Here is a 13,197-nt window from a genome sequence, read left to right on the forward strand (position 1 = left end):
CCCAGGGTGGCGAGCGGGACCCTCAGTTCAGGGCGGCGGTGCCCGCCGAGTACGCGACGGCGGCGGCGAACCGGTTGGCGATGCGCTTGCCCTCGCCCCAGTCCCAGACGCCGAGCTTGAGCACGGTCATGATCGTGAGCGTCGAGCCGCCCGCGGACGGCGACACCGTCACGTTGACGTGCTGGCCCCAGCTCAGGATCGACATCCCGGTGCGGCAGGTCGCGAAGCCCCGCGGCCCGTCGTAGACCGGCTGCTGCCCGCCGATCGCCGCGACGCCGGCCGGAAGCGCGTTCCACAGCACTTCGGGCGGCACCGGGAAACTCTGTTGCACAGTTGTCACGGCGAGGACGCTACCGGCGGCCGGGGCGGGCGGGTAACCGTGTTTTTACCCCCACCGCGGCGGGCGCCGATGAGTCCGACGGCGTAGCTGTCGCCGTCCGGAAGGCCCACGACCAGTTCCTCCGACGGCCACTCCGCCGGCGGCGGCTCGGTCGCGCGAGGGGCCGTCGAGCCGGGGCGCGCCTCGCCGGTCGCCCACCGCGGCTGCGGGACGAAGACGAGCACCAGCGTCGCCGCGAACCCGAAGCACGGCGAACCAGGCGAAAAAGTACCGACGAGGCTTCATCGATTCCACATGTCGGACATCGCCCCACCTCTGTTACCTGCCGCATCCCGACCTGAGAGACTGGCCACATGACCGACGCTGAGTTGACCATCCCCGCCGACCTCAAGCCGGCCGACGGCCGCTTCGGCTGCGGCCCGTCGAAGGTCCGCGCCGAGCAGCTGAGTGCGCTGGCGGAGTCCGGCTCCACCTACCTCGGCACGTCGCACCGGCAGAAGCCGGTCAAGTCCCTCGTCGGGCGCGTGCGGGCGGGCCTGTCCGAGCTGTTCTCCCTGCCCGAGGGCTACGAGGTGATCCTCGGCAACGGCGGCACCACGGCGTTCTGGGACGCGGCCGCCTTCGGCCTGGTCCGCGAGCGCGCGCAGCACTTCACCTACGGCGAGTTCTCCTCGAAGTTCGCCACCGTGACGAAGGGCGCGCCGTTCCTGGCCGACCCGATCGTCGTCAAGGCCGAGCCGGGCAGCGCGCCGGACATCGCCTACGAAGCCGGCGCCGACCTGGTCGGCTGGGCGCACAACGAGACGTCCACCGGCGTGGCCGTGCCGGTCCGCCGCCCGGAGGGCAGCGAAGGCGCCCTGGTCGCGATCGACGCCACCTCCGGCGCCGGCGGCCTGCCGGTCAAGGCCGAGGACTTCGACGTCTACTACTTCGCGCCGCAGAAGTCGTTCGCCGCCGACGGCGGGCTCTGGATCGCGCTGGCCTCCCCGGCCGCGGTCGAGCGGATCGGCGAGATCGGCGGGAGCGACCGCTGGATCCCCGAGTTCCTGTCGCTGACCACCGCGCTGGACAACTCCCGCAAGGACCAGACGTACAACACCCCGGCCGTGGCCACGCTGTTCCTGCTCGCCGAGCAGATCGAGTGGATGAACGGCCAGGGCGGCCTCGCCTGGACGACTTCGCGCACGAAGGACTCGTCGTCGCGGCTGTACGAGTGGGCCGAGAAGACCAGCTACACGACGCCGTTCGTGAAGGACCCGGACCTGCGCTCGCAGGTCGTCGGCACGGTCGACTTCAGCGACGACGTCGACGCCGCCGCGGTCGCGAAGGTGCTGCGCGCCAACGGGATCGTCGACACCGAGCCGTACCGCAAGCTGGGCCGCAACCAGCTGCGCGTCGGCCTGTTCCCGGCGATCGACCCGGACGACGTCACCAAGCTGACGCAGGCCATCGAGTACGTGGTCGAGCGGCTCAGCTGACCTGAGGTTCCTTGGAGGGGACCTCCGCCGCTTCCGCGGTGGGGGTCCCCTTCTTCGTGGTCAGGCGGCGGGCGCCGAACGCGGCGAGGGCCAGCAGGACCAGGGCGAACAGCTCGTAGGACTCCGTCGCCAGCCACCAGCCCGGCGAGGGCGCCGGGCGCGGGGCGAACCACATCGGGCCGACGATGAACAGCGTCAGGCCGGCCACCACGACCGCGGCCGCCACCCACCGGATCGCCCGGTCGAAGCGCCACGCGTACCACCCGGCGAGGACGAGGACCGGCACGCACCACGTCCAGTGGTGGGTCCACGAGATCGGCGACACGAGCAGCCCGCCGAGCGCGCAGGCGGTGAGCCCGAGCACCGGCTCGGCGGCGCGCACGACGATCACCGCGACCAGGGCCATCACGGCCAGCGCGGCCAGCACCCAGACGAACTCCGGCAGGCCGGCGCGCACGGTCAGGCCGTGCAGCGACTGGTTGCCGACGTAGTCGACGCCGCCGATGCGGCCCGCGTCGAAGACGAGCTTCGTCCAGTAGGTGAAGGACGCCGACGGCCGGATCAGCCAGAGCAGCGCCCCGGCCACGATGAAGCCGCCGACCACCCGCGCGGCGGACCGGAAATCGCGGCGGACCAGGAAGTAGACGACGAAGACGGCCGGGGTCAGCTTGATCGCCGCGGCCACACCGATCAGCAGGCCCTTCGTCCGCTTCCGCTCGCCGGGCAGCAGGACGTCGAGCACCACCAGCACCATCAGCAGCGCGTTGATCTGGCCGAAGCCCAGCGTCGAGCGCACCGGCTCGAGCAGGGCGCCCGCGAGCTGCGCCCCGATGGCGACCAGCGCGGCCACCGCCCGGCCGCGGACCTTCGAGGCGTCGGCCAGCGAGCCGTTGAGCGTCGCGACGTAGAGGTACGCGACGACGCCGGTGGCGAGGATCGAGGCGATGCTGACCAGCTTCATCGTCACCGCGAACGGCAGCAGCGTGCCGGGCAGGAACACGGCCGCGGCGAACGGCGTGTAGGTGAACGGCAACAGGATCTGGTGCGTGGTCGGCACCCAGGCGTCGTACGGCGAGCCCTGCTCGGCCAGGGCCTTCGCGCCGCCCAGGTAGACCTCGAGGTCGAGGCCGTCGAAGCGTTTCAGCACGAGCACCAGGACGACGGCGGCGACCTCGAGGACGACCAGCGCTCCCGCGAGCTTCCGCCCGGACCACCCCGCCAGCGCCACGCGTCCCCCTCAGCCAGGTCTTCGACCGGCCGAGATTACCCGGCGTGGCCCCGGCACCCGCCGCTGACCTGGCGCTCAAGCGTCTTGAATGACTCATTCCTGGCGTCCGACGCCAGGAATGAGTCATTCACTGCACCCCGAACCGGCTCAGGCGAGCGCCCGCGTGGGAGCCAGGCGGGCCGCCCGCACCGCCGGGTAGGCCCCGGCGACCGCGCCGACCAGCGCCGCCACGCCGACCCCACCCACCAGCGCCCCGGCCGGCAGCACCGCGGGCCAGCCCTGGCTCAGCGCGTACCCCGCCGTCACCATGACGCCGACCAGCACGCCCGCGAGCCCGCCGAGCCCGGACAACAGCACCGACTCCGCCAGGAACTGCCCGCGGATCTGCCGTTTCGTCGCCCCCAGCGCCCGGCGCAGGCCGATCTCGCGCCGCCGTTCCAGCACCGAGATCACCATCGTGTTCGCCACGCCGACCCCGCCGACCAGCAGCGCCACCCCGCCGAGGCCGAGGAACAGCGCGCTGTAGGTCGTGTCCGTCAGCTTCTGCGCCGCCAGGGCGTCCGACGGGCGCCGGACCTGGACCTCGTTCGGCGCCTGCGGGTTCAGCGTCGCCGCCAGCACCGACCGCACCCCGTCCACTTGGGACTCCTCCGCCCGGACGTACACGGTGGACGGGTGGCCGTCGAACCCGAGCAGCCGCTTGGCGACGTCCCAGCCGACCAGCGCCGACCGCTCGATCTCCGGCGCCAGCGGCATCGGCGCGAGGATGCCCACCACGGTGAACCACTGCGTCCCGATCAGCACCTGCGGCGGCCGCGCGGGGTCGACGTGGTCGATGCCCAGCCGGGCCGCCGCCTGGGACCCGAGCACCGCCACCGGGTAGTCCTGGTTGCCGGTAGCCAGGAAGATCCCGGTCCGCACCTTGCCGCCCAGCACGGCGAGCAGATCCGGCCGTGCGGCGTACACGGCCAGCCCGGACGTGTCGTCCGGCGCGATCTTGTCGCTGCGGCGCACGCTCGCCGACGTCGTCCCGGTGCCCGCGGCCGCCTGCACCGGCCCGATCCGCTTGGCCATCGGGACGGCGTCGTCGGGCAGGGTCGCGTTGTCCCCGAACAGCGTCTGGCCCGGCCCGGCGGTGAGCAGGTTGGGGCCGAGCGCGGCCAGCCGGTCGTGCAGGGCCTGCGCGCCGGAGGCCGGGATCGCCAGCACCGCCACCATCGCCGCGACGCCGATCGCGATGCCCAGCGCGGACAGCACCGCCCGCACCGGCCGCGTACGCATGCCGTGGGCGCCCAGCGCGACGACGTCCGGGGGCTTCAGCCGGGCCGGCTCCGGCAATGTCACCAGGGTCATCGCGCCCCCACCAGACCGGTGTCGAGCCGCAGGTGCCCGTCGAGCAGCTCGATGCGGCGGGGCATGCCCGCGGCGATCTCGCGGTCGTGGGTGATCACGACGATCGTGGTGCCCTCCGCCGACAGCTCGCCGAGCAGCGCGAGCACGGACGCGCCGGTGCCGGTGTCGAGGTTGCCGGTCGGCTCGTCGGCCAGCAGGATCGCCGGGTCGTTGACGACCGCCCTCGCGATCGCGACGCGCTGGCGTTCGCCGCCCGACAGCTCGCCGGGCCGGTGCCACGCCCGGTGCCCGAGCTTGACCCGGTCGAGCGCCGCCAGCGCCCGCGCGCGCCGCCGTCGCCGCGGCACCCCGGCGTAGAGCAGGCCGGTGCACACGTTGTCCACCGCGCTCATCCCTTCGTCGAGGAAGAACTGCTGGAACACGAACCCGATCCAGCGCGACCGCAGGGCCGAGACCTTGCGGTCGGGCAGCGCGGCGACGTCGTGGCCGCGCAGCTCAACCCGCCCGGAGGACGGCCGGTCCAGCGTGCCCATCAGGTGCAGCAGGGTGGACTTGCCGGACCCGGACGGCCCGACGATCGCCACCATCTCGCCGTCGTCCAGCGAGAGCGAGACGCCGTCGAGCGCGGCGACCCCGCCGGGGTAGGTGCGCGTGACCTCGTGCACGCGCAGCACGGGTGTCACGACGTCGTCACCACCCGCATGCCCGCGGCCAGGCCGGTGCCGGAAACCTCGACCTTCCCGCCGCTGAACAGTCCGGTTTGCACGGCGATCAGCCGTCGCTGCCCGTTGTCGTCGACCTCGACCGCGTACCCGCCTTCGGCGAGCGCGAGCAGCGCGCCGACCGGGACCGCGAGCACGCCCTGGCGGACGTCCTTGGTGAAGCGGACGGTCGCCGGGGCCGAATCGAGGCTGCCGGCCACGGCCGGGTCGTCGAGCCGGACGGTCACGGTGATCTTGGGCTTGCCGTCGTCCTGGCCCGCCGCGTCCTTGCCCTCGACCGCGGTCCGCCCGACGTCGGTGATCGTGCCCTGCGTCGTCTTCCCGTTGATCGTCACGGACGCCTTCGCGTCCTGCTGGGCGAGGCTCTGCTTGGCCGCGTCGAGCTTCACCTGCACCGACCGGACGGTGCCGGTCGTCTTGAGCACCTCGCCCTGCGCCGGCGCGCCGGGCTTGGCCTGGACGGCCGAAACCCGCAGTTCGCCGGCCGCCAGCACGACGTCACCCTGGCCGAACGCGCCGGTCTGCTCCAGGCCGAGGGACTTCTGCCACTTCTTCAGCGCGGCCGCCGTCGCCGAGGTGAACTTCTTGTCCGGCGTGCCGAACCCGCCGAAGCCGCACGCCTTGAGGTTCTCTTCCAGCTGCTTGACGTCGGCGCCGTCGTCCGCGCCCTCGCGGAGGTCGCGGTAGAACGGCAGCGTGCCGTAGAACAGCGGCACCGGTTTCGCGTCCACTCCGTACACCGCCTGGCAGCGGGTCAGGGTGGCACCGGCGGCCGGCAGCGACGTGATCGTGCCGGGCTTGCGCCCCTGGACGACCGATTCGTCGCCGTAGCCGAGCGTGCCGTCGGCCTCTTCTTCCTCGCTCAGGTCGGTCTTGGCCACTTCGGCGGTCTCGACCGCGGGCGGCGCGGCCTCCTTGACCGGCGTCGCGCTCGACACCCGCGTCAGGATCACCACGGAGCTGGTGCCCAGCACCACGACCAGGACGGCCCCGGCGATGAACCAGCGCGTCCGGCCCCGGCGGCGCGGTTTCAGGTGCGTCACGTCGTTCACTTGCCCGCCTCGGAGTGGACGCTCATGCCGAGCCCGCAGGCCTTCGCGGCGTCCTCGAACTTCTTCGGGTCGTCGCCCGGCCCGCCGATCCGCATGGTGTTCTTGCCGCTCGGGTCGGGGTCGGGCATGTCGACGCCGTGCTCCCGCATGCACTTCGCCTGCTGCCGCATCTTGTCCAGTTCCTCGGGACTCGGCTGCTTCATCTCGCCGCCGTTGGGCATCAGGTGCTTGCACGCGTTCTGCGCGGCGTCGATCTTCCCCTTGTCGGCACCCTCGCCCTGAATCGCGATCGACATCCCCTTGCCGTCACCCGCGGGCTTCGGATCGGGCATGTCGACGCCGTGCTCGCGCATGCACTTGGCGAAGTCGCGCATCTTGTCTTCGTCGCTCTTGCCGCTGTTGTCGGCCGCTGCCGGGCCGCCCGTCTTCGACGGCGTCGAGATCGAGGCGACCTTCGACCCGTCGTCGGGCTTCGCCCCGCAGCCGCCGAGCAGCAGGGCCGTCCCCAGCGCCGCGACGGCGATCCGTGTCCGCATGGCTCGCTTCCTTTCGTCCGGTGGGGAACCAGGTCTACGGATCGGGTGGTTCGGGCGCGCTAAGCGACGTCGCTTATGCGGTCCTTATGGCCTCCCTGCGCAGACTGGGCCGGTGCGGGTGCTGGTGGTGGAGGACGAGCGGTTGCTGGCCGACTCGGTCGCGGAAGGGCTGCGGCGCTTCTCGATGGCCGTCGACGTCTGCTACGACGGCGAACAGGCCATGGAACGCGTCGGCGTGCACGGCTACGACGTCGTGGTGCTCGACCGCGACCTGCCGAAGGTGCACGGCGACGACGTCTGCGCGGCCGTGGTCCGTGCGGGCGGCGAGGCGCGGGTGCTGATGCTGACCGCGGCCGCCGACGTCACCGACCGGGTCGCCGGCCTCGGCCTCGGCGCCGACGACTACCTGACGAAGCCGTTCGCGTTCGCCGAGCTCGTCGCCCGGGTGCAGGCGCTGTCGCGGCGCGCGCGGCCGGCGTTGCCGCCGGTGCTGGAACGCGACGGCGTCGTGCTCGACCTGCCGCGGCACCAGGCCGCCCGCGACGGCCGGTTCCTGCTGCTCTCGCCGAAGGAGTTCGCCGTGCTGGAGGTGCTCATGCGGGCGGAGGGCACCGTGGTCAGTGCCGAAGACCTGCTGGAGAAGGCGTGGGACGAGCACGCGGACCCGTTCACCAACGCCGTGCGCGTCGCGGTGATGACGTTGCGGCGCAAGCTGGGTGACCCGCCGGTGATCGAGACCGTGCCGGGCGCCGGCTACCGGTTCGGCACGCCGTGACCGGGTTTTCCGTCCGGACCAAGCTGACGGCCTGGTACGGCGCGCTGTTCCTGCTGGCCGGGCTGGTCCTGGTCGTCATCAACTACCTGCTGGTGCAGAGCACGCTGCCGGACCCCACCCGGGCCGCGCTGACGACGGTCGGCTCCGCGGACGTCACCTTCGGCGTCGCGGCCCGCACGGCCCTCCCGTCCCCGGGCGCCGCGGTGCAGCTGCTCAGCGGCTCGCTCGACGAGTACCGCTCCTCCACGCTGTCGACGCTGGTGGTCGGCTCGGCGATCGCGCTGGTGGTCACGGCGGCGCTGGCGGTGTTGTTCGGCTGGCTGATGGCGGGTCGCGCGCTGCAGCCCCTGCACGACATCACCTCGGCCGCGCGACGGCTGGAGGCGGGCAAGCTCGACCGGCGGATCAACCTCGAAGGACCGCCGGACGAGCTGAAGGAGCTGGCGGACACGTTCGACGGCATGCTCGACCGGCTCGCGGAGTCGTTCGACAGCCAGAAGCGGTTCGTCGCGAACGCGTCCCACGAGCTCCGGACCCCGCTGGCGGTGCAACGGACGCTGATCGAGGTGGCGATGGCCGACCCCGACGTCCCGGCGGAGCTCAAGAAGCTCGGCACGCACCTGCTCCACACCAACGAACGCAGCGAGCGGATGATCGAGGGCCTGCTGGTGCTGGCCCGCAGCGACCGCGGGCTGCACGCCCGCACGCCGGTGCGCCTCGACGAGGTCGCCGCGGCGGTCGTCCGGGCCACCGCGGCCCAGGCCGAAGCGGCCGGGGTGGCGGTCGAGACGCGGCTGCGGCCGCGGACGGTGGCGGGCGACCCGGTGCTGCTGGAGCGGCTGGTGACGAACCTGGTGGTCAACGCGATCACGTACAACACCACGGGCGGCTGGGTGTACGTCGAGGTGCGCGGCGACCCGGCGCTGGAAGTGCGGAACTCGGGGCCGGTGGTGCCGCCGGAGGCGGTGCCGACGCTGTTCGAGCCGTTCCGGCGGCTGGGCGGGGCGGAGCGGACGGGCGACACGCGCAACGCGGGGCTGGGGTTGTCGATCGTCCGCTCGGTGGCCCAGGCCCACGGCGGCCGCGCCGAGGCCCAGCCGGGGCGGCGCGGCGGCCTGGCCGTGACGGTCCGGCTGGCGCCCGCTTGAGCCCCGCCCCGCCCCGGCGCAGTGAATGACTCATTCCTGGCGTCTGGCGTCAGGAATGAGTCATTCACTGCGGCCTGACCGCGCCGGGCCGTCCCCTTGATCCACTCGATCGTGACTTTGCGTGTCCGGCGTGTCACCCCTTTGCCGCTGACCGGCGTGAGCGACGATGCCTGTACACAAAATGAACAGTGGGGCAGTTCCGTGCGGACTCGGCGCGCCTCGCACGTCAAGCCGACGCGCCGTTCTAACGTGGGCACCCACAACGGTGAAGAAGATCGGGGAGGCGAGAACAATGCGGGCGCTGCGAGTGGTCGGACTGCACGAGGACGGGAAGTCCATCGTGCTCGAAGACCCGGCGAGCCGTACTCGTTTCCTGCTCCCGGCTGATGAGCGACTGCGCGCGGCGGCGCGGGGTGACATCACCCGCCTCGGCCAGATCGAAATCGAGTTGGAGAGCCAGATGCGGCCACGCGAGATCCAGCAGCGCATCCGGGCCGGCGAGTCCGTCGAGCAGGTCGCCGCGAGCGCCGGCGTCTCGACGCAGCGCGTCGAGCGCTACGCCTACCCGGTGCTGCTCGAGCGGTCCCGGACCGCCGAGCTGGCGCAGAGCGCCCACCCGGTCCGCGAGGACGGCCCCGACGTGCAGACGCTCGGCGAGGTCGTCGCGTACAGCTTCGGCGTCCGCGGCCACGACTACTCGCAGGCCACCTGGGACTCCTGGAAGGGCGACGACGGCCGCTGGGTCGTCGTGCTCCGCTGGAAGGCCGGCCGGTCGGACAACCGCGCGCACTGGGCGTTCTCGCCGGGTGCGCACGGCGGCACGGTGACGGCGCTGGACGAGAACGCCGAGGTCCTGCTCGACCCCAACGCCTACCGCGCCCCGCGCACGGTCCGCGCCCTCGAGCCGGCCCGGGAAACGTCGTTCCAGCCGACGCTGGATTCGGCGGAACCCGAGCGCGCCCAGCTGCCGTCGGCCGAGCCGGACCCGGACGACGACACCCGCGAGATCCCCCGCGTGCCGGCGGATCCGGACGAGGACGCGGCGGTGCCGGAGCCGCGGCCGAAGGCCAAGAAGAACCACCCCATCGTGCCGTCCTGGGAGGACGTGCTGCTCGGGGTCCGCTCGCAGCGCGGCTAGTCCACCAGCGCGGCGAGCGTCTTCGGCGCCACCAGCCGGTAGGCCTCGCGCACGATCCGGTCGACCTCGCCCCAGTCGACGTCGACGTCCAGGCGCACCCCCAGCCACCCGCGGTGCCCGACGTACGCCGGCCGGAAGAACCGCTCCGGCTCGGTGCGCACCAGTTCCTCCTGCGCACCCGGCGGCGCCGGGCACCAGAAGGCGAGCCTGCCGTCGCCGTGGTGGTCGTCGGCGAACATCACGAAGGTCTTCTTGCCGCGCACGAACCACGCCGGTGACCCGTGGCTCAGCCGTTCCGTCGCCTCCGGCAGGGCCAGGCACACTTTTCGCAAAGCGTCCAGCTGCTCCATCCCCTCAGGCTACGATGTCACGCTGAGGGAGGGATCGATCATGCAGGGTGACCAGCAGGCGTGGCTCGTCCGCTTCGCCGAGCTGAGGTACCGCGCGTTCGGTGGCGCCCCGGTGGTGGAGGTGGTGCCCGCGCAGTGGGGCCTCGATCCGGCGACCGTCCGGCAGGCCGCGCACTCCCGCCGCTACCGCGAAACCGCGCCGGAACGGGCGGGATCCCTGCGGTTCGAGTTCGCACCCGGGCTCTTCCCGCCGCCGTTCGACCGCGGGCCGGGCACGGACGCGGACCGCCGCCGGCTCGCGAAGCTGCTCCACGGACAGGAGCAGTTCTGGGCGAGTTCGCGGCGGCTGCGGCTCGGCCGCGACGATATCGGCAACGCCGCGGCGGCGGCCGGGATGACCGTGGTCGCCGAAGCCGCCGACGCGACCGACCGGCTCCTCCTGCTGCGGCGCACCGGGCTGCCCGACGAGGAATTGCGGCCCCGCACGGCCGGACGCCGGCTCGGCCTGGACACGGTCCAGAGCCTGGCCGCGGTTCTCGGCATCGCCGGAATCGCCGTGGGCACCTGGTTCGCGGCCGGCGCCGAGCAGAAGTGGCCGATCCTGCTGATCCCGGTCTTCCTGATCGCCGCGGTGTCGGCACCGTTCCTCGTCCGCGGGCTCGCCGGCCGGTCACCGCGGATGCCGTGGCTCGACGAGCCGTTCGACGGCAGACCCCAGGCGATCGTGCTGCCGCCGCCTTCGGTGTCCCCCGAACTGCTCGGCGAAGTCGCTTCGCTGTACGGCTATTTCTCCGCCGGTCCGTGCGACGTGACCCGCAACCACCTCGACCTGCTGTTCCGGAAGACTCGCCCCGGCCTGGTTTTCGGCACGCCGGCGCCCCGGGTCCCGCCGTCCTTCGAGGTCGCGCCGTCCTTCGAGGTCCAGCCGGGATCACCGGACCGGGAGCAGTGGCTGCGCAACCACCTCGACGGCCGTGCCGAGCTGTGGGTGAGCGTCCGCCACGCGAAGCTGACGCCGGCCCGGATCGCCGAGATCGCCGGCGGCGAAGGGCTGCACCCCGTCGCGGAGTTCGCCGACAGCACCGACCGGATCCTGCTGCTGCGCGGCCGTTCGCCGGTGCCGGCGCGGAAGTTCCGGATGTCGTTCGCCGGCTTCCTCGTCCCCGCCGTGTGGGCCGTGCTCTGCTTCGGCGGCGGCGCCGTCACGGCGTTGTTCACCGGCGAGCAGCGGATCTTCGCGATCGGCTTCGGCCTCACCGCCCTCGGCGTGCCGCCGCTGTTGTGGGTGCTCCGGATCTTTCCCCGCTCGGCACGCGTCGGCTGGCTGGCCGGCGAGTTCGACGGAAGCGCCAGCGTGACGTTCTTCTCCGGCCAGTTCGACGTCTCCGCCGAACTGGTCCGCCAGATCGCCGCGTTCCACGGCTATTTCTTCCGCAGCCAGACGGCAACTCAGGCGCAGGGCGCGCTCGTCACGTACGCCCGGCTGCCTCAGAACGCGATGACCAGCACGCCGATCCACGCGATCACGACCCCGCCGGCGGCGCCGTAGGCGGCCCAGCGCAGGATCGGGGTGCGGCGGATCAGCCACAGCGACGGCGTGATCCCGGCCGTCACGATCACCGAGGCGACCAGCGCGAGCCAGCCGCTGGTTTCGCGGGCCAGCGTCGAAGCCAGCGCCAGCATGGCCACCACGACCACGGCCGCGATGAACGCCGAGACGGTCAGCCCGGTCAGCCACGGCGTCGGCTCGCCCGGCGGGCCGGGCGGGCCGAGCACCGCGCGGACGAACCGGTGGCCGGGTTCGGCGGACGGTGGCGGCGGCTCGACGACCGTGTCCGCCCCGGTCACCGGATCCACGAACCGCACGGCCGTGCCCATCACCGATGCCAGCCGGCCGGCCAGCTGACGGCCGCGCTGCGAGACCACCGCGCCCGCCTCCGCCCCCGGATCGGCGGTGACCGCGGACGCCACGCGCGCCCACTCGTGCAGGGCCTGGGCCAGGTCGGCACCGATCGCGAGCTTGTGCGGGTCCACCTCGCGCGCGTGCTCCCCGCCCGGGCCGGCCAGCACGGCGCGCTCGCCGCGGATCCGCAGCTCCATGGTGCCCCTTCCCGCCTCGGAGAACAGAACTTTAGCCGCCCCGGGCCAGTTCGTAGAAGGCAACGGCGGCGGCCGTGGCGATGTTCAGTGAATCGACTCCGGCCGGCATGGGTATCCGGACGGCATGATCAGCCGCCGCGAGCGCCGTTTCGGTCAGCCCGGGACCTTCGGCTCCGAAGAGCAACGCCACCCGCCCCGGCGCGTGCTCGCGCAGCGCGGACAGCGGGATCGACCCCGGTCGCGGGGTGAACGCCGCGACGGCGAACCCGCGCGCCCGCAGGTCGTCGAGCCCGCCCGGCCAGTCCGTCAGGTGCCCGAACGGCACGCGCAGCACGTGCCCCATCGACACGCGCACGCTGCGCCGGTACAGCGGGTCCGAGCAACCCGGGCCGAGCAGCACGCCGCCGACGCCGAGCGCGGCGGCGTTGCGGAAGAGCGCGCCGAGGTTTTCGTGGTCGCCGACGCCTTCCAGCACGGCGATCGGACCGGTGCCGCCGACGACCTCGGGAACCGTCAGCGGCGCCGGCCGGTCGGCGACGGCGAGGATCCCGCGGTTGAGGTGGAATCCGACGACTTCGGCCATGATCTCCGCGGACGTGACGTACTGCGGCACCTCGAGCCCGGCCAGGTCTCCGGCCAGCTCGTCGAACCGCCGCCGCACCCCCAGCAGCGCCCGTACCGGGTAGCGGGACGCCAGCAGCCGGGACACCACGACAGTGCCTTCGGCGATGACGAGCCCGCGCCCGCCGGGCCGGTCGGGGCGACGGTCCGCAGTGGACAGGTCGCGGAAATCGTCGACGCGGGGATCGCCGGAGTGGTCGATGTGGATCACGCCCATCCGCCCAGTCTGTCATCCGCTTGCCGGGCGCCCGACTGGTCCGAACGTCCACCGCCCGGTGGTACGAACGGGGCCATTTTGCTTTCGGTTAACCGCCCGTGACGGAGAGCACCAGTTTGGCCGCTAGCCCGGCTGCATC

At 72.8% G+C, this 13,197-nt stretch carries 15 protein-coding genes; 5 read left to right on the top strand and 10 right to left on the bottom strand.

Features of this window, described 5'->3' with window-relative positions; all coding sequences use genetic code 11:
* Positions 1-22 precede the first annotated feature (22 nt).
* Together ACFPLC_RS09590 and ACFPLC_RS09595 are read right to left on the bottom strand one after the other, a co-directional pair.
* Complete coding sequence (locus tag ACFPLC_RS09590) at positions 23-340, bottom strand: hypothetical protein (RefSeq protein WP_378193837.1); 318 nt, start codon at positions 338-340, stop codon at positions 23-25.
* The gene (locus ACFPLC_RS09595; protein WP_378235782.1) at positions 337-564 is read right to left on the bottom strand and encodes a hypothetical protein; all 228 of its coding nucleotides are present in this window, start codon (positions 562-564) and stop codon (positions 337-339) included. The genes ACFPLC_RS09590 and ACFPLC_RS09595 overlap by 4 nt, the downstream gene beginning before the upstream one ends.
* Before the next feature lie 129 nt (positions 565-693).
* Between ACFPLC_RS09595 and serC the strand changes: the two genes are divergently transcribed.
* Positions 694-1,818, top strand: coding sequence for a phosphoserine transaminase (gene serC, locus ACFPLC_RS09600; protein ID WP_191306840.1), 1,125 nt, complete (start codon positions 694-696; stop codon positions 1,816-1,818).
* On the opposite strand, the gene ACFPLC_RS09605 is transcribed toward serC, so the two are convergent.
* From ACFPLC_RS09605 to ACFPLC_RS09625, 5 genes are all read right to left on the bottom strand, one after another.
* Entirely contained in the window at positions 1,811-3,046 is a 1,236-nt protein-coding gene (locus ACFPLC_RS09605; protein ID WP_378193841.1) for a glycosyltransferase 87 family protein, read from the bottom strand. The two genes, serC and ACFPLC_RS09605, sit on opposite strands and share 8 nt — an antisense overlap.
* Before the next feature lie 147 nt (positions 3,047-3,193).
* Positions 3,194-4,399 (bottom strand): ABC transporter permease, encoded by a 1,206-nt coding sequence (locus ACFPLC_RS09610; RefSeq protein WP_378193845.1) that lies wholly within the window; start codon positions 4,397-4,399, stop codon positions 3,194-3,196.
* Entirely contained in the window at positions 4,396-5,082 is a 687-nt protein-coding gene (locus tag ACFPLC_RS09615) for an ABC transporter ATP-binding protein (protein ID WP_378193848.1), read from the bottom strand. The genes ACFPLC_RS09610 and ACFPLC_RS09615 overlap by 4 nt, the downstream gene beginning before the upstream one ends.
* Complete coding sequence (locus ACFPLC_RS09620) at positions 5,079-6,173, bottom strand: peptidoglycan-binding protein (protein ID WP_378193851.1); 1,095 nt, start codon at positions 6,171-6,173, stop codon at positions 5,079-5,081. Before ACFPLC_RS09620 ends, ACFPLC_RS09615 begins: the two co-directional genes overlap by 4 nt.
* Positions 6,170-6,709 carry a hypothetical protein gene (locus ACFPLC_RS09625; RefSeq protein ID WP_378193854.1) on the bottom strand — a complete coding sequence of 180 codons (540 nt, stop codon included), beginning with the start codon at positions 6,707-6,709 and terminating at the stop codon, positions 6,170-6,172. Before ACFPLC_RS09625 ends, ACFPLC_RS09620 begins: the two co-directional genes overlap by 4 nt.
* A gap of 112 nt (positions 6,710-6,821) precedes the next feature.
* On the opposite strand from ACFPLC_RS09625, the gene ACFPLC_RS09630 reads away from it, so the two are divergent.
* From ACFPLC_RS09630 to sepH, 3 genes are all read left to right on the top strand, one after another.
* Complete coding sequence (locus tag ACFPLC_RS09630; RefSeq protein WP_013230194.1) at positions 6,822-7,484, top strand: response regulator transcription factor; 663 nt, start codon at positions 6,822-6,824, stop codon at positions 7,482-7,484.
* Positions 7,481-8,632, top strand: coding sequence for an ATP-binding protein (locus ACFPLC_RS09635; RefSeq protein ID WP_378193859.1), 1,152 nt, complete (start codon positions 7,481-7,483; stop codon positions 8,630-8,632). Before ACFPLC_RS09630 ends, ACFPLC_RS09635 begins: the two co-directional genes overlap by 4 nt.
* Positions 8,633-8,924: 292 nt before the next feature.
* Positions 8,925-9,770 carry a septation protein SepH gene (sepH, locus tag ACFPLC_RS09640; RefSeq protein WP_378193862.1) on the top strand — a complete coding sequence of 282 codons (846 nt, stop codon included), beginning with the start codon at positions 8,925-8,927 and terminating at the stop codon, positions 9,768-9,770.
* On the opposite strand, the gene ACFPLC_RS09645 is transcribed toward sepH, so the two are convergent.
* Positions 9,767-10,120, bottom strand: a complete 354-nt coding sequence (locus ACFPLC_RS09645; RefSeq protein WP_378193865.1) for an MmcQ/YjbR family DNA-binding protein — start codon at positions 10,118-10,120, stop codon at positions 9,767-9,769. The two genes, sepH and ACFPLC_RS09645, sit on opposite strands and share 4 nt — an antisense overlap.
* Before the next feature lie 40 nt (positions 10,121-10,160).
* Here ACFPLC_RS09645 and ACFPLC_RS09650 point away from each other — a divergent pair, with 40 nt between their 5' ends.
* The gene (locus tag ACFPLC_RS09650; protein WP_378193868.1) at positions 10,161-11,669 is read left to right on the top strand and encodes a hypothetical protein; all 1,509 of its coding nucleotides are present in this window, start codon (positions 10,161-10,163) and stop codon (positions 11,667-11,669) included.
* Here ACFPLC_RS09650 and ACFPLC_RS09655 read toward each other — a convergent pair.
* Both ACFPLC_RS09655 and ACFPLC_RS09660 read right to left on the bottom strand, forming a co-directional pair.
* Positions 11,609-12,220: a DUF2537 domain-containing protein gene (locus ACFPLC_RS09655; protein WP_378193871.1), complete on the bottom strand. Its 612-nt coding sequence runs from the start codon at positions 12,218-12,220 to the stop codon at positions 11,609-11,611. The genes ACFPLC_RS09650 and ACFPLC_RS09655 overlap by 61 nt on opposite strands.
* A 31-nt stretch (positions 12,221-12,251) precedes the next feature.
* Entirely contained in the window at positions 12,252-13,058 is an 807-nt protein-coding gene (locus tag ACFPLC_RS09660) for a TrmH family RNA methyltransferase (RefSeq protein ID WP_378193874.1), read from the bottom strand.
* Positions 13,059-13,197: the final 139 nt, after the last annotated feature.

It is taken from the genome of Amycolatopsis plumensis, from assembly GCF_042652605.1.
Classification (GTDB): Bacteria; Actinomycetota; Actinomycetes; order Mycobacteriales; family Pseudonocardiaceae; genus Amycolatopsis; species Amycolatopsis plumensis.